The sequence below is a fragment of the Paraburkholderia sp. SECH2 genome, from assembly GCF_030464795.1.
GTDB classification, from domain to species: domain Bacteria; phylum Pseudomonadota; class Gammaproteobacteria; order Burkholderiales; family Burkholderiaceae; genus Paraburkholderia; species Paraburkholderia aspalathi.
The window spans coordinates 87754-102263 of sequence record NZ_JALPRH010000026.1 but is presented as its reverse complement, the minus strand read 5'-3'; the positions used below and the strand labels follow the sequence as shown (position 1 = coordinate 102263).

Annotated in this window: 15 protein-coding genes; 6 read left to right on the top strand and 9 right to left on the bottom strand. The window is 62.7% G+C overall.

Features of this window, described 5'->3' with window-relative positions:
- Positions 1 to 103 precede the first annotated feature (103 nt).
- On the top strand, positions 104 to 721 hold the full coding sequence (locus M0D66_RS31165; protein WP_054039549.1) for a TetR/AcrR family transcriptional regulator: 618 nt from the start codon (positions 104 to 106) through the stop codon (positions 719 to 721).
- 47 nt (positions 722 to 768) lie between these two features.
- On the opposite strand, the gene M0D66_RS31160 is transcribed toward M0D66_RS31165, so the two are convergent.
- Complete coding sequence (locus tag M0D66_RS31160) at positions 769 to 981, bottom strand: hypothetical protein (RefSeq protein ID WP_175052980.1); 213 nt, start codon at positions 979 to 981, stop codon at positions 769 to 771.
- 256 nt (positions 982 to 1237) lie between these two features.
- Here M0D66_RS31160 and M0D66_RS31155 point away from each other — a divergent pair, with 256 nt between their 5' ends.
- Positions 1238 to 2287: a LysR family transcriptional regulator gene (locus M0D66_RS31155; protein WP_211708396.1), complete on the top strand. Its 1050-nt coding sequence runs from the start codon at positions 1238 to 1240 to the stop codon at positions 2285 to 2287.
- Positions 2288 to 2303: 16 nt separating this feature from the next.
- Here the strand turns inward: M0D66_RS31155 and M0D66_RS31150 are convergent, their stop codons facing one another.
- The 8 genes from M0D66_RS31150 to M0D66_RS31115 form a co-directional block, all read right to left on the bottom strand.
- Complete coding sequence (locus tag M0D66_RS31150) at positions 2304 to 2693, bottom strand: cupin domain-containing protein (protein ID WP_211708397.1); 390 nt, start codon at positions 2691 to 2693, stop codon at positions 2304 to 2306.
- A 135-nt stretch (positions 2694 to 2828) separates the two neighbouring features.
- Positions 2829 to 3698, bottom strand: coding sequence for an AraC family transcriptional regulator (locus tag M0D66_RS31145; protein WP_266212465.1), 870 nt, complete (start codon positions 3696 to 3698; stop codon positions 2829 to 2831).
- On the bottom strand, positions 3695 to 3925 hold the full coding sequence (locus tag M0D66_RS31140; RefSeq protein ID WP_093644998.1) for a DUF2795 domain-containing protein: 231 nt from the start codon (positions 3923 to 3925) through the stop codon (positions 3695 to 3697). Before M0D66_RS31140 ends, M0D66_RS31145 begins: the two co-directional genes overlap by 4 nt.
- Positions 3926 to 3947: 22 nt before the next feature.
- Entirely contained in the window at positions 3948 to 4202 is a 255-nt protein-coding gene (locus M0D66_RS31135; RefSeq protein WP_211708399.1) for a hypothetical protein, read from the bottom strand.
- Positions 4203 to 4540: 338 nt separating this feature from the next.
- Positions 4541 to 5878: a C45 family peptidase gene (locus M0D66_RS31130; RefSeq protein ID WP_093644996.1), complete on the bottom strand. Its 1338-nt coding sequence runs from the start codon at positions 5876 to 5878 to the stop codon at positions 4541 to 4543.
- A 132-nt stretch (positions 5879 to 6010) separates the two neighbouring features.
- The gene (locus M0D66_RS31125; protein ID WP_211708400.1) at positions 6011 to 7744 is read right to left on the bottom strand and encodes a ClcB-like voltage-gated chloride channel protein; all 1734 of its coding nucleotides are present in this window, start codon (positions 7742 to 7744) and stop codon (positions 6011 to 6013) included.
- A 112-nt stretch (positions 7745 to 7856) separates the two neighbouring features.
- Positions 7857 to 8594, bottom strand: a complete 738-nt coding sequence (locus M0D66_RS31120; protein WP_211708401.1) for a glutathione S-transferase — start codon at positions 8592 to 8594, stop codon at positions 7857 to 7859.
- A 145-nt stretch (positions 8595 to 8739) separates the two neighbouring features.
- Positions 8740 to 9831 (bottom strand): YeiH family protein, encoded by a 1092-nt coding sequence (locus M0D66_RS31115; protein ID WP_093644989.1) that lies wholly within the window; start codon positions 9829 to 9831, stop codon positions 8740 to 8742.
- Positions 9832 to 9951: 120 nt separating this feature from the next.
- Here M0D66_RS31115 and M0D66_RS31110 point away from each other — a divergent pair, with 120 nt between their 5' ends.
- The 4 genes from M0D66_RS31110 (at position 9952) to M0D66_RS31095 (ending at position 14509) form a co-directional block, all read left to right on the top strand.
- Positions 9952 to 10932 (top strand): LysR family transcriptional regulator, encoded by a 981-nt coding sequence (locus M0D66_RS31110; protein WP_211708402.1) that lies wholly within the window; start codon positions 9952 to 9954, stop codon positions 10930 to 10932.
- A gap of 149 nt (positions 10933 to 11081) precedes the next feature.
- Positions 11082 to 11855: a sugar phosphate isomerase/epimerase gene (locus M0D66_RS31105; RefSeq protein WP_211708403.1), complete on the top strand. Its 774-nt coding sequence runs from the start codon at positions 11082 to 11084 to the stop codon at positions 11853 to 11855.
- 143 nt (positions 11856 to 11998) lie between these two features.
- Positions 11999 to 12982: a sugar kinase gene (locus tag M0D66_RS31100; RefSeq protein ID WP_211708404.1), complete on the top strand. Its 984-nt coding sequence runs from the start codon at positions 11999 to 12001 to the stop codon at positions 12980 to 12982.
- A gap of 231 nt (positions 12983 to 13213) precedes the next feature.
- Complete coding sequence (locus tag M0D66_RS31095) at positions 13214 to 14509, top strand: MFS transporter (protein ID WP_211708405.1); 1296 nt, start codon at positions 13214 to 13216, stop codon at positions 14507 to 14509.
- Position 14510 lies beyond the last annotated feature (1 nt).

Here is a 14510-nt window from a genome sequence, read left to right as displayed (position 1 = left end):
TAGCATACGCGTCTGACTTCGAATGATTGGTCGCATTCTAATACACACCTGTATTTGAATGTTGATGTGAATTGGAATTCTTTTCGGTGCTAGACTTGCGCCCATGAAACGGCAACGACTTACTCGCGAGCAGAGCAAAGACCAGACGCGCCTGCGTCTGCTCGACGCTGCGCAAGCGATTTTTATGAAGAAAGGCTTTGTCGCGGCGAGTGTCGAAGACATCGCCGGGGCGGCGGGATATACGCGCGGCGCGTTCTATTCGAACTTCCGCAGCAAGAACGAGTTGTTTCTCGAGTTACTGCGGCGCGACCACGAGGCCATGCAAGCGGGCTTGCAGACCATCTTCGAAAACGCGGCCACGCGCGAGGAGATGGAAGAGCGCGTGCTGCGCTACTACAGCAACCTGCATCGCGAGAACAAGTGCTTCCTGCTGTGGGTGGAGGCGAAGCTGCTTGCCGTGCGCGACGGCCGCTTCCGGATACGCTTTAACGCGTTCCTGCACGAGAAGCTTGAACAGTTGAGCGCGTACATCCGCGAGTTTTCGACGCGGGTCGGCACGCCGCTGCCGCTACCGGCGGAGACGTTAGCGATGGGTTTGATGGGCTTGTGCGACGGCGTGCAGTTCTTCTACACGGTCGACCCGCAGAACGTGTCGTCGGAGATGGCTGAAACGGTGCTGGCAGGATTTTTCGCGCGCGTGGTGTTCGGGCGCGATCCGTAATACGAATGCGGGCGTGATACCCGCGCAATATGACGAATGCCGGCGGATCAGCTCGCCGGCAACTGAGCGCAGGCGTCTGCCACCGGCGTGGCGCAGACGAACGAATACTGCCCGCTGTAGCGCAGGACTTCTTCACCGACGTGCAGGGCAACCTTGAGTTCCGGGCACCGCTCGTAAGCGATGAAGGCCGAACAGGCTGCGGCAGACCAGCAAACCAGTGAAAACGCGATTTTTTCGAAAAGCTGAAAACGATGTGGCATAGCGATTGATTTCCTTTCGGCCGCTATCTTACCAGCATCTAAGGGTTTATACCTACCTAATATCCGCAATAAGCCTCGCAATAGTGTCGCGAGCGCCTCAGAAACCTGACCGGATTGTCATGTTCAGGTCAGGGTTGGGACATGATCGGGTCGATACAATCGAATCGTTGGGCAAATCCGCGCGCGCCTTGTCGCGCGGGTCGACACAGGCGGCAGCGTTGCGCCGGCCCGGCTTTACCGAGGCAGGAGTCGTCCCATGAATCAATTGCAGTCGATGCGCGTATTCGTCAAGGTTGCCGACCTTGGCAGTTTCGTCCGCGCGGCGGGCGCGCTGGATCTTTCCACTGCCGTCGTCACGCGCCACGTCGCGGATCTGGAGGCGCGCCTTGGTACCCGGCTGCTCAATCGCACGACACGGCGTCTCTCGCTGACCGAATCCGGCACCACCTATCTGGAACGCGTGCGCCATATTCTCGACGACCTGGAAGGCGTCGAGCAGATGGTGGTGGCGCGCAATCACGAACCGGTCGGGACCCTGCGCATTGTTGCGCCAGTGGTGTTCGGGCTGCATAGCCTCGCGCCGGTGGTGCAGTCTTACGCGGAGCGTTATCCGGAAGTCATGCCTGATGTCACGCTGGCGGATCGCCACGTCGATCTGGTGGAAGAGGGGTTCGACGTCGGCATTATGGTCGCGCGGCAGATGCGCAGCGCGAGCATCGTCACGCGGCGATTGACCACCGGCTATATGACGGTGTGCGCGACGCCCGCTTATCTTGAGCAGCACGGTACTCCGACCCGTCCTGAGGATCTGTTGAAGCATCCGTGTCTGAGCCGGCCTTCGGAGCAGGGCGGCGACGAAAAGGTGTTTACCGGGCCGCAGGGTGAAGTCCGTGTGAGACCCACCAATGCGATTGCGGCGAACAACACCGAGATGCTGAGGCAGTTCGCTTTGCTGGGAATGGGCGTAGCTATTTTGCCGAGCTACCTGATCGGTCGCGATCTGGCGTCCGGGCGCCTGGTCCCGTTGCTCGGCGATTACCGTCTGCCGCAAATCGAAATCACGATCGCGTATCCAAGCCGCCTTCATTTGCCGGCGAAAGTGCGCACGTTTATCGACCATCTCGTTGCGCATTTCCAGCGTACCGACGAACACGTGCGCGATCCACGGGCCAGGATGCCACGGCGCGCCGTGGCCGGCTCGCCGGTTTATGCCGACGACCTGCCGGTGTCCGCCTTGCCGGGCGAGACGACACTGCCGACGCTCCCGGTTTCACGCGCGCGGATCGTAGCGTCGTCGTCGCTTTGACGGGTGCGAGGTAAGCCTAGATCCACACGTCGTTTGCCGCGGTGCGTTCACTGCTTTCTTCGCCGGTGTTCTTTACGCCGCGTGGTTCGATCAATAGCAGCTTGACCTCGCGTTCGGCATACGGTTTGTGCTCCGTGCCTTTGGGCACCACGAACATTTCTCCTGCAGAGAGCAGCACGGAGCCATCGCGCATGTCGATGCGCAACTGTCCGTCGAGCACGATAAACGTTTCGTCCGTGTCGGCGTGTTCGTGCCAGATGAAGTCGCCTTCGATGCGTACCAGCTTGAACTGGTAGTCGTTCATTTCAGCGACCACGCGTGCTTGCCACTGGTCGCTGAAGAGCTCCAGCTTCTCAGCGAAATTAATGGCGCGGTAAGGCCGTTGAATCGTTTGATGGGTGGACATCGCGGTGCTCCCTCCTGAGGAGTAGGTGTGTCAGGCAGGAGCGTAGGGCGGGAGGCGCTAGCGGGTCTTGTACGTTTGTGCGCGGGGGCGCTGGGCTGCGGGCGATGGACGGTGGGATATCCGTCGAGCTACCGTTTACGCGCACCGTGTCGAAGGCCCCAGCATCTTGAGCCAATGCGCCGGCGCAACGCCCCAAGCGCGCTTGAAGTGTCGCGTCATATGGCTTTGGTCGGTAAAGCCGGCCGCCGCCGATGCGTCGGCGAGCGACACGCCCTGAATCGCGAGTCGGCGCACAAGATCGAGCCGGCGCATGGTCAGATAGCGATGCGGACTCGTGCCGAACAGCGCACGAAAATCCCGCGACAAACTCCAGCGGTCGCGGCCGGCGGCTGCCGCCAGTTCGTCGAGTGTCACGGCGCTATCGAGCGAACCAAGCATGTACTCGCGTGCCCGTTCAGCCGCGAGGTAATCCACCGGACGGCGCGTCGCCGCACCGCCTGCCACGGCGTCGAGCGCGATGGCCAGTTCGTAGAGCGCGTCGTCCTGTTCGAGCGAATCGATCGCGCGATCCATCGTGCGCAGCAGGCTCTCGGTTGCCGCAAACAGACGCGGGTCGCTCGAGAGTCCGCCTTCAATGAACGGCAGCGGCTTGCCGCCGAGCGCCTGCTGGAACAGCGCCGGGTCGACATAGATCATGCGGTAGTGAAAGCCGTCACGCGTGCCGGCCTGGCCGTCGTGCGGTTCGTCGGGATGCAGCACCATCGTGCCGCCAGGCAAGCTGTTACGCATGCTGCCGCGGTAGCGGAAGCTCTGCACGCCTGCCAGCGTGCGGCCGATTGCATAGGTATCGTGCCGGTGCATCGCATAGCCGGCATGATGAAAGAAGGCTTCGATTCGCTCGATGCCGCTCGTGCCGCCCGAATGCGGCGAGCGATGAATCCAGTCGGCAGCGGGCTTCGGAGCGGACGAAAGCGAACCCAGCGTCAAGACCTGCTTTCCGCTCATGCCCCCAGACCCGGCCCATAGTTGCCGCCGACGAGGCGCGTGACCGACGCCACGTCGGCGTAATCCTGCTCCGGCAAACCGTCGAGCATCGACACGACTTCGTTGCTCGCGCCGGCTTCGCGCGCGGCGTCGACTAGCGCGTCCTTGTAGGTCGGGAAACGGACTTCGCGCAGAACGTCGGCGATTTGCAGATCAATCGATTCGCCGGGGATAGCCGATGCGGTCATGCGCGCTCCAAAGGTACTGTTTTCAGGTCTGCAGGTGCTCGTTCTGGCCCGTGAAGCTTCGCTCCAGATGCCGCGACTTGGGCAGTGCGATGTGTTGCCATTGTTGCGGACGATTGTCGTCCGTGGCAGCGATGTCCGGCGCCGCGGGAGCGACCGGTGCGGCGTTGGCGCGTTCGGCAAGGCTATTGGCGGCTGTGCTGTCCGGCGCGGTATGAACCGGCGCGGCAAAACACGAGGCTGACAGCGTCACCATGGTCAACAGTGTCGAGGTTTTCATCGCCCGACCTCCTAAGCTCATGCGGCGCTGACAGTTGAGCAAGCGTTGTGCCGTCCCCGCGTCGTAAGGACGGCGCAACCTACACGCGGCGTTGATACAGGCGGGCGACGTGCATCTACCATCTTAGATGGCAAACGGCTGCGACGCGCGCCCAAAAGAGACAAAACCTAATTGTAGATTTCACATGATGGCAGGAAAAAGGCAGCGCAGTCGCGAACGGTCGTGCTGCGTTTATGTTGCAGTGCGGTAACGGCTGATGCCCAGGTCGCGTGCGAACCTCAATCTGCCTGATAACAGTCTGGGCCAACAACGGTTCAGAGACCGCTAAGAACGGGCTTCTAGCGCAGCACGTCGAATTGTGTCCACGGCCACGACGGCCGGTCGCGCATATAACCGTTGAGCCAGTTCCACTGCGGATGCCGCTTCATGAACGCCTGGGCGTCGAACGGCCGGCCGCACGGGTGGCCCCAGCGCGCGGTGAACGCCATCTTGCGCGCCATCTCGCTGTCGACCACCTTGCCGTCGTTGGCGCCCCACGGATTAAACGGTCCTTGGTCGGAACCTCCGAAGCGCGCGTCGTCCAGTTCCAGATGCCCGCAGATGGTGCGCGAGCAGGGGTTGTCGTTGCGGTCGAGATAGACGTCGTGATGGTCGGCGATCATCTCCTTCGCAAGTTCGACGTCGATCTTGCCGTGATGCATTTCTTCGAGCTGCATGAAGCGCAAGCGGCGCGCGCCGTTCTTGCGTACGTCCGTATAGTCTTCGCCTTCGCCGATGCATTCCTGGTTGCGGATTTTCAGATCGGTCGCGGTGTTGTAACCGCTATAGAAGCCGTCTTTCGTACTCTCGAAGCCCGAATAGTGCAGCCCCAGTTCGTAGCGCGCGATCTCGCCGGTCTTGGTGTCGCCGAGCAGCCAGCTATTCGCATAGCCACCGTTGTTGGCGACCGCGAACATCTCGCACCATTCGCCGATGTTGTTGGCGTACTGCGACGCGCGCCGCGAGCGATAGAACTCCGGCGCACCCGCTGCGTTGTAGCCGACAAAGTTGGAGATGGTGGTTTCGGTGACCATCAGGCCGGCTTCGGTGACCCAGAAATCGGTGAGGCTGGAAATGCAGCCCGGCAGGCCCTGCATCAGGATGCGGTTGCCGCGGTCGGGCACGATGTCGAACACGACGTTGAACGCGTCGCCCGCGGCGTAGCGGTCCCACGAGTTGTGCGCCATCACGATGCGGCCGTCGCGGGTGGCGTTGCCGGTGGCGATGAACGCGCTGCAGTGATGGCCGCGGCGGCCGCGCCAGGGTTTCATGCCGAGCTGCGGTTTCTGGGCCGCCGCGTGGCTCGGCCACCAGCTTTGCAGCAGATCCATGTAGCCATTCCAGGCCAGCACTTCGGCGAACGGCAACTTCGCGCCGTCGGCGATGCCCTGGATTTCGTCGGCGAATTCAGTGTCGAGTTTGTTGGCGAACTGGGACACGGCGGCGTCGGTGAAGGTATCGAAGTCTTCGCCGGTATCCCATTTCGCGAGGTAGCGGGCGGTGCGGATCGCGTTCTGGATTTCGGTGGCTAGCAACTGGCCATGCTGCTCGCCGCGATCGTACGGCTCGCCTTCGATATGCAGAAAAATCCAGCCGGCCTGATCACGGCGGACGGCATCGAGGGACGGTTCGCTCATCTTCGCTCCGATCGAAGGGCGGGCGTCTCGGTGCGCCCGTCTTGGCGTAACGCGCGCTGCTCGCAAGCGCGGCAGCGGTTTCCTCATTGTAGAGAATCTGCCGCGCTTTGCACGATGAGGGTGTGTTAGGCCTCAGCGCGTCGGATTCATGCGGAAGTACGCATCGAGCAGCGAAGTCTTGTACACCACCCCCGCCAGCTTCGGATCCGCGGTGCTTTCAACCACCGGCAATCGCTCTCCTTGAAACGCCATGAAGTGCTGCAACGCAACGCCGAGCGGCATATCCGGCGTGAGCACATCGAAGTGCGGCTGCAGATAATCCGCGGCGGTCTTTGCGGAGGTGTCGCGCTTGTCGAGTAGATCGGAGGTAATGTCCTTGAGCGCGACCACGCCGAGAAACGCGCCGGACTCGTTGGCGACGTACAGATACTTCACCGGATATTCGAGGAACACGCGCGTCATATCCTGCACGGTCGCGTTGGGCGGCACGACGGTTTCGGCGGGACGGATCAGCTCGCGCATCTGCGTCGCGCGCAGACGGGTGCGTTCCTGTTCCTCCTGATTGCGACGCAGCGTGATTTCGTACATTGACGTTTTGCCGATCGCGCGCGACACGAAATACGCGACCACGCACGACAGCATCAGCGGCAATACCACCTGATAGCTGAGCGTCATTTCGAAGATCATCAGGATTGCCATCAGCGGTGCTTGTGTGGCGCCGGCCAGAAACGCGCCCATGCCGACCATTGCGTAAGCGAACGGCGCCGAGGTGCCGTGTGGCCACAACGCGTGCATGCCCAGACCGAACAGCGAACCGACCACCGCGCCGACGAAGAGCGTCGGCGTGAATACCCCGCCGATCGCGCCTGAACCCACAGTCGCCGATGTCGCGACGATCTTGAACACCAGCACGAGGACGAGCGCGCTCCACGTCCACGGCGAATGCAGGATGGAATTGACGACGGAGTAGCCGTTGCCCCACACCTCAGGCGTCCAGATCGACAGAATGCCGACGATCAGACCGCCTAGCGCCAGCCGGATGGGCAACGGCACGGGCAGTTTGCGAAAGTTTGCTTTCGAGAAGTCCATCAGCCGAAGAAACTGCGGCGCGGCCGCACCGCACAGCAGTCCAAGCCCAACGAACAACAGGACTTCAGCGCCCGCCACGGGCGGAAACACCGGCATTTCGTACGGCGGCTTGTAGCCGGTGAACTCACGCATCGTGATGTTGGCGACCACCGCCGAGACTACGACGGGGCCGAAGCTTTCCATCACGATCGAGCCGAGCACGATTTCGGTGACGAAAAATGCGCCGGCAATCGGCGCGCTGTACGCGGAGGTAATGCCGGCTGCGGCGCCGCAGGCGACGAGCAGGCGCAGGCGCGGCGGATCCAGATGCACCCAGCGGCCGATCAGCGACGCGGCCAGCGCCGCCAGTTGCACCATCGGACCTTCGCGGCCGATCGAGCCGCCGCTCGAAATCGTGAACAGCGACGACACGCTGCGCCAGAAGCTCAGCTTGACCGGCACCACGCCGTCGCCGATTGCGACCGCTTCCATGTAGTCGATGTGATTGCACTTGTCGACGTGACGTTGCGCGATCAACAGAAACAAGCCTGCGATCAGGCCGCCCGCGGCGGGCAGCCACACGCGCACCGTCCACGGCAAGCTGCGCGCCATTTCGACGAAACTGCCGGATTTGCCGACCGCCGCCAGTTGCAGCAGCGCGATGCCTTCGCGAAAGGCAATCGTCGCGAACGCGCCCGCGACGCCGACTACCACCGACCAGACCAGCATCGTATGGGCGTCGGAGAGACGGAACAGGGTCTGGGCGCGGGTGCGCAGCTTCAGCAGGAATGAAAGCACGTCGGCAGGAGTGGGCGTGATGGGTGGATGGGATGCGCGTACGGTAACAGCATTGCGCCCGCTGGCGGAAGCGGGCGCAATGCAGAGGGTTCGCGAAGGAGTGCGGCGTGGATCAAGTCGCCGCCTTGTCGAGTTCCGGGTAGTGCCGGAAGATGCAGGCTTCGTTATGCGCGATGCGCCGGTCGGACTGCAGATAAGCGGCGATGTTCGGCCGCTCGATCACCGCGTCGTGCAAGGCCGCGAGACGCGGATAGTGTTCGCCAAAACGCTTGAGCGCGCGCGGAAACGCGTACAGCAGGCCGTCGATCAGCTGGAACATTGACAGGTCGACGTAAGTGAGCGCGTCGCCCACCATGAACGAGTCGCCGGCCGGGTTCTGTTTCAGCACGCGCTCGAAGTACTTCATGAACTTCGGAATCCGGTGGTCGATGAAGTCGTGCGCGCGCACTTTGGCGGCGTCTTTCTGGTCTTCGTAATACAAGGCGCTGGCGAGCGGATGATGCGTGTCGTGCGCTTCGGTCACCATGTCGGCGATCGTCAGTTGCAGTCCGTTGGCGACATAGCGCAGGCTTTCGGCCGACGGCGCGAGATTGAGCTTCGGGCCAAGGTAGAACAGGATGTTGGCGGTCTGCGCGATCACCAGATCGCCGTCCTTGAGAAACGGCGGGGCGAACGGTGGATAGGGCTCGTCCTTGCTTTTCATCAGCGCCATCATCGCGTTCGTGCCGAGGCCGTCAGATGGTTCGCCGCGCGCCACTTCCACGTAGTCTGCGCCGGCTTCTTCCAGGGCCAGCCGCACGAATTCGCCACGGCCTTGCAAGCCATCCCAATAGTAAAGTTCCAGGCTCATCGATCAGTCCTCATTCCAGTTGCATGAACAGGTGTGTGCGAACGGATAACGTTAGCAACCAGTATGCCGCGCATGAGTGACAGATGGTTCTCCTGAACGCACAAAACCCCGCACGCGGCGGGGTTGACGGGGAGGCGGGAGCGTCTTAGCCGAACAGGTGCTGGACGGTCCATGTGATACCCAGTCCGCCGGCAATCAACCACACATACAGGATGAAGCCGGTGGTCAATGCGCGTGGGCCGGCCTGACGGATCTGCGCGATACGGGTCTCGATACCGAGCGCGGTCATGGCCATGGTGAGCGCGAAGGTGTCGAGCATGTTCAGCGTGCTGGTCGTGCTTTCCGGCAGGACGTGCAGCGAGTTGATCACGACGAAGGCGAGGAAACCGAGCGCGAACCAGGGAATCGCCAGCTTGCGCGGGGCGTGTTGCTTGCCGTCTTCGGCCGTTGCGGAGGCGGCCGCGTTGCGCGCCGAGCGGTTCACCCACATGCCGACGACCAGCAGCACCGGCACCAGCAGCATTACGCGGGTCATCTTGACGATGGTGGCGATGTGGGTCGCTTCCGGGCTCACGTTGCTGGCCGCGCCGACCACCTGCGCCACTTCGTGAATAGTGCCGCCGAAGAACAGGCCGGCGCCAACCGTGTCGAGATGCAGCCAACCTGCCTTGAACAGCACGGGGTAAAGGAACATCGAGAGGGTGCCGAACAGCACCACGCTGCCTACCGCCATCGCGCTCTTATGCGGCTTGGATTGCAACGTCGACTCGAACGCGAGCACAGCCGCCGCGCCGCAGATCGCGCTGCCCGCCGCCGTCAGCAGCGCGGTGTCGCGGTCGAGCTTCATGATCTTCATGCCGGCCCACGTGCCGATTACCAGCGTGCTCACGACGATCAGCACCGATTCAGCGAGACCGGGCAAGCCGACCTGGGCGATTTCCTGCAGGCTGACCCGCAGCCCGAAAAACGCCACGGCGATGCGCAAGAGTTTGCGCGCCGAGAAGTTGACGCCGGCCGCCCAGCTTTCGGGCATGCCGTCGCGCAGCGCGTTGCCGTAAATGGCGCCGGCTACGATGCCGACGATCAGCGGGCTCAGACCCAGGCCGGCGATGGCCGGGATCGACGCGATGCGGGTCACGGCCGCGGCGAAGAGCGCAACGAACAGAATGCCGTTGAGTTGGCCGCGGGTCGATGACCCGGCGGGGGCGGCGGAAGCGGTGAGGTGAGCGGTGGACATGGCGTAGCGCCTTCCTATGACTGTCGTGATTCGATAGTCCCAATCCTAAATTAGATATATCGATATGAAAAATCGTGATTTAGAATGTGAAGTATCAGTTCAACGGATATTTATCCTGCCATGACCCCGGATCAACTTATAACGTTCGCCGCTGTCGCCGAGCATCGCAATATCAGCCGGGCGGCTGTGGCGTTGCATCTGTCGCAGCCGGCCGTATCGGGACAATTGCGCCAGTTGCAGGACGAATTCGGCGAGCCGCTTTATCTGCGCGACGGGCGTGGCGTGCGCCTGACGCCCGCCGGCGAGCAACTCGCCAGCTATGCGACGCGGCTGCGCGATACGTGGCGGCAGGCGCATGCGTATCGCGACGCGCTGCGCGGCCTCGAGCAGGGCACCTTGCGCATCGGCGCAAGCACCACGCCGGCGAGCTATCTGCTGCCGTACCTGATCGCCGATTTTCATCGCCACTATCCCGACGTGACGCTGCATACCGCCGACGGCAACACCACGGAGATCGTCGGCGCGCTGGGCTCAGTGGATATCGCGATGATCGAAGGTCCTGTGGGCTCGGATCTACCGCCGGACACCGCGGTGCACGCGTGGCGCGAGGATGAGATCGTCGCGATCATGCCGCGCACGCATCCACTGGCGGTGGCGCAGACGGGTGGCACGGGTACGGGTACCGCTGGCGCGGCAGGTGGAGTGGATGGGGGCGGAGCGTCGGGAGCGGTGGAAAGCGGAGCGGCTGTCAACGGCGGACGGGTGGATCTGGCGGCCTTTGGCACGCATCCGCTAGTGCTGCGCGAGGCCGGGTCGGGCGTGCGGCAGATCGTCGAGCGGGCCTTTGCCCGGGCGGGCGTGCCGATGCGGGTGGCGCTGGAGATTGCCGGGGTCGAAGGCGTCAAGGAGGCGGTGCGGGCAGGCATGGGTATCGGTTTCGTTTCGGCGATGTCGATGCGACACGAGGACGGCGCGCTGTGTCTGTTCTCGTTGAGCCCGGAGCCGCTGACGCGGCGGCTGTCGATTCTGGTGCCACATGCGAGTGCGCCGTCGCGGGTGGTCGAGCAGTTCCTCGCGCTGTGCCTTGCTGATGGACCCTGATGGAGGTTTCCTGGGGATTTCCACTATGGTGCATGACACCTCGCCCGGCGCACTATTCGGGCATCGCAAGCGCCTCGGCGCTTTTTTTCGAAACGTGTTTGGAACCGGTTCCAAATGCCGATCGTGAGACTGGTTTGAGTAAATTCGACATGACTGATGCAGTGGACGTGGTGATCGTCGCAAGCGCATTCGGGATGGACGCGGTTCGCACGCACGGTCATCTGAAGTGGGCCGGCGCGAGCAAACGGGCCGGCGCCACCGGCTTCGAAGTGCGTCGCGAACTCTTCGCGGATGAGGCCGACGTCGCGCCGCAGGCTTTACGCGCGCTCGGCAAGGAAATTGCGGCCCTCGGGTTGTGGTCGGTCTACTCGACGCCCGTGTCGCTGTACACGCCGGACGGCGGGCTCGACGCCGACGCACTGCGCGTCTCGATTGAAGAAGCGATCGCGCTGGGCGCGCGCTTCGTGAAGCTGCAACTTGGCGGGTTTGGCGCCGAGGCTAACGCCGCAGTGATTGCCGATTACATGCGCTGCGCGGACGTGCGGCTCGTCGTCGAAAACGGTCAACTGGCCGAAGGCGGTTCGCTTGGGCAATTCACTGGCCTGTTCGAGGCGTTGGAGCGTGAAGGCCACGCCGGCCTGCTCGGCATGACCTTCGACATCGGCAACTGGGCCTGGCGCGATGTCGCGCCGCTCGATGCCGCCGGGTCGCTGGCTGCGCACGTCGAATACATCCATTGCAAGACGACGGTGGGCGAGGGCGCACGACGCTTTCCCGTCGCGCCGGCCGCCGGTGACACGCAGTTCGCCGCGGTGCTCGACAAGCTGCCGCGCCACGTGCCGCGCGGCATTGAATTTCCGTTCGATGCGAACCGTATCGATGCGGACGCGGCGCACTACGTCGCATGGTTGGCCGCCGCGTAAGCGGCGCGTAGGACCTGAGAGAGCGGTACCCAATAAATGCCTGGCAGAAAGCGTGTGCGGAGCAGTGCACGCGGCACGGGCGGAAGCGTGCAGAGAAGCGCAAGCAAAAGACAGGCAGCAAACAGGAACACGCAGGAGCGAGCATGAGCAACACAAACGCAGCACTCGATGTCATCACCTACGGCGAAGCGATGGCCATGTTCGTGGCCGCCGAAACCGGAGCACTCGCCGGTGTCGGGCAATTCACCAAGCGCGTCGCGGGCGCCGATCTGAATGTGGCGATCGGCCTGTCGCGATTGGGGTTCAAGGTGGGTTGGATGAGCCGCGTCGGCAACGATTCGTTCGGCCAATACGTGCGCGACACGCTGACGAAAGAAGGCATCGACCAGCGCTGCGTGACCACCGACGAGCGCTACCCGACCGGTTTCCAGCTGAAGTCGAAGAACGACGACGGCAGCGATCCGGCCATCGAATACTTCCGCAAAGGGTCCGCGGCAAGCCATTTGTCCTTGGCTGACTACGTGGCCGATTACGTGCTGCCCGCGCGTCACTTGCATCTGACGGGCGTGGCGCCGGCCATCTCAGCCAGCTCGTGCGAACTCGCATTCCATCTGGCGCGTGAAATGCGTGCCGCAGGCAAGACGATCTCGTTCGACCCGAATCTGCGCCCGACGCTGTGGCCCTCGCGCGCCGCGATGGTCGAAGGTTTGAATGCGCTCGCCGCACTGGCTGACTGGGTGCTGCCCGGCATCGGCGAAGGCGAGATTCTGACCGGCTACACGCAGCCGGACGACATCGCCAGGTTTTATCTGGACCGAGGCGCGCGTGGCGTGATTATCAAGCTCGGCGCAGAAGGCGCGTACTTCCGCACCGCCGACGATGCCGCCGTGATCGCCGGTCAGCCGGTCGTGAAGGTAGTGGATACGGTGGGCGCGGGCGATGGTTTCGCCGTCGGCGTGGTCAGTGCATTGCTCGAAGGTAAGACACTGCCGCAAGCGGTCGCACGCGGCAACCGTATCGGCGCCCTGGCGATTCAGGTGATCGGCGATTCGGAAGGCCTGCCGAGCCGCGCCGAACTCGACGCGCTCGAACGCGCCGACGTGCCGCACATCGCAACCGCGGCTTGAGCGTCTGGGCCTCGTATAACGAGCGTTCAATCGTTCAGCACTAGCTGGCTCGATAACAGCAAGAGCGCTCGAACAGCGCCCCGTGACCGTCCATCACTGCTTCGGGAAGCCGTTAGCAACTTTCTTGCATGGGATCAGAGTAAGCGTTAAAGCGCCAACTCTGGTCGACCGCAACTGCATGGGACCCGAGTAAGTGCTTTGCACTAACTCAGGTCGACAAAGGAGACTTCCATGACTTCATCGCTTGCGATTCGCCGTTGGTGGACGATCATGCCGATCGTATTCATCACATACAGCCTCGCTTACCTCGACCGCGCGAACTTCGGTTTCGCATCGGCCGCCGGCATCAATCAGGATCTCGGCATCAGTAAGGGCTTGTCGTCGCTGATCGGCGCGTTGTTCTTCCTCGGTTATTTCTTCTTCCAGATTCCCGGCGCGATTTACGCGGAACGCCGTAGCGTGAAAAAGCTCGTATTCTGGAGCCTGGTCCTGTGGGGCGGGTGCGCGGCGCTGACCGGCATGGTCAGCAATATCCCCTCGCTGATGGTGATCCGCTTCGTGCTCGGCGTGGTCGAGGCCGCGGTGATGCCGGCGATGCTGATTTTCATCAGCAACTGGTTCACGAAGAGCGAGCGCTCCCGCGCCAACACCTTCCTGATTCTCGGCAATCCGGTGACGGTGCTGTGGATGTCGGTGGTCTCCGGCTATCTGGTGCATTCGTTTGGCTGGCGTCACATGTTCATCGCCGAAGGCGCGCCGGCGATTCTCTGGGCGGTGTGCTGGTGGTTCATCGTGCAGGACAAGCCGCAGCAGGTATCGTGGCTCACGCAGCAGCAGAAGGACGATCTCGCCGAAACCTTGCGCGCCGAACAGGCCGCTATCAAACCGATGCGCAATTACAGCGAAGCGTTCCGCACGCCCGCCGTGATCAAGCTGTGCGCGCAATATTTCTGCTGGAGCATTGGCGTGTATGGTTTCGTGTTGTGGCTGCCGTCGATTCTGAAGAACGGTTCGACGCTCGGCATGGTCGAAACCGGCTGGCTTTCGGCGCTGCCGTATCTGGCTGCAACGATCGCCATGCTTGCGGCTTCGTGGGCATCGGATAAACTCAACCGCCGTAAAGTGTTCGTGTGGCCGTTCCTGCTGGTCGGCGCGATCGCGTTCGCCGCGTCGTACGCGCTCGGCTCCACGCACTTCTGGATCTCATACGCGTTGCTGGTGATTGCCGGTGGCGCAATGTATGCGCCGTACGGGCCGTTCTTTGCGATCGTGCCGGAACTGCTGCCGAAGAACGTCGCGGGCGGCGCGATGGCGCTGATCAATAGCATGGGCGCGCTCGGTTCGTTCGTCGGCTCGTACGTGGTCGGCTATCTGAATGGCGCGACTGGTTCACCCGCGGCATCCTATGCGTTTATGAGCGTAGCCCTGATCGCCGCGGTGATTCTGACGTTGATCGTCAAACCGCAGGCGCAAGTACAGCCGCAAACCAAGGGCGCCACGCTCGCTACACCGTTGCAAGGAAAATAAG

What these genes read in the sequence shown, in the direction of transcription:
- M0D66_RS31165 (WP_054039549.1), top strand. Translation starts at nt 104, where the DNA reads ATGAAACGGCAACGACTTACTCGCGAGCAGAGCAAAGACCAGACGCGC.
- M0D66_RS31160 (WP_175052980.1), bottom strand. Translation starts at nt 981, where the DNA reads ATGCCACATCGTTTTCAGCTTTTCGAAAAAATCGCGTTTTCACTGGTT.
- M0D66_RS31155 (WP_211708396.1), top strand. Translation starts at nt 1,238, where the DNA reads ATGAATCAATTGCAGTCGATGCGCGTATTCGTCAAGGTTGCCGACCTT.
- M0D66_RS31150 (WP_211708397.1), bottom strand. Translation starts at nt 2,693, where the DNA reads ATGTCCACCCATCAAACGATTCAACGGCCTTACCGCGCCATTAATTTC.
- M0D66_RS31145 (WP_266212465.1), bottom strand. Translation starts at nt 3,698, where the DNA reads ATGAGCGGAAAGCAGGTCTTGACGCTGGGTTCGCTTTCGTCCGCTCCG.
- M0D66_RS31140 (WP_093644998.1), bottom strand. Translation starts at nt 3,925, where the DNA reads ATGACCGCATCGGCTATCCCCGGCGAATCGATTGATCTGCAAATCGCC.
- M0D66_RS31135 (WP_211708399.1), bottom strand. Translation starts at nt 4,202, where the DNA reads ATGAAAACCTCGACACTGTTGACCATGGTGACGCTGTCAGCCTCGTGT.
- M0D66_RS31130 (WP_093644996.1), bottom strand. Translation starts at nt 5,878, where the DNA reads ATGAGCGAACCGTCCCTCGATGCCGTCCGCCGTGATCAGGCCGGCTGG.
- M0D66_RS31120 (WP_211708401.1), bottom strand. Translation starts at nt 8,594, where the DNA reads ATGAGCCTGGAACTTTACTATTGGGATGGCTTGCAAGGCCGTGGCGAA.
- M0D66_RS31115 (WP_093644989.1), bottom strand. Translation starts at nt 9,831, where the DNA reads ATGTCCACCGCTCACCTCACCGCTTCCGCCGCCCCCGCCGGGTCATCG.
- M0D66_RS31110 (WP_211708402.1), top strand. Translation starts at nt 9,952, where the DNA reads ATGACCCCGGATCAACTTATAACGTTCGCCGCTGTCGCCGAGCATCGC.
- M0D66_RS31105 (WP_211708403.1), top strand. Translation starts at nt 11,082, where the DNA reads ATGACTGATGCAGTGGACGTGGTGATCGTCGCAAGCGCATTCGGGATG.
- M0D66_RS31100 (WP_211708404.1), top strand. Translation starts at nt 11,999, where the DNA reads ATGAGCAACACAAACGCAGCACTCGATGTCATCACCTACGGCGAAGCG.
- M0D66_RS31095 (WP_211708405.1), top strand. Translation starts at nt 13,214, where the DNA reads ATGACTTCATCGCTTGCGATTCGCCGTTGGTGGACGATCATGCCGATC.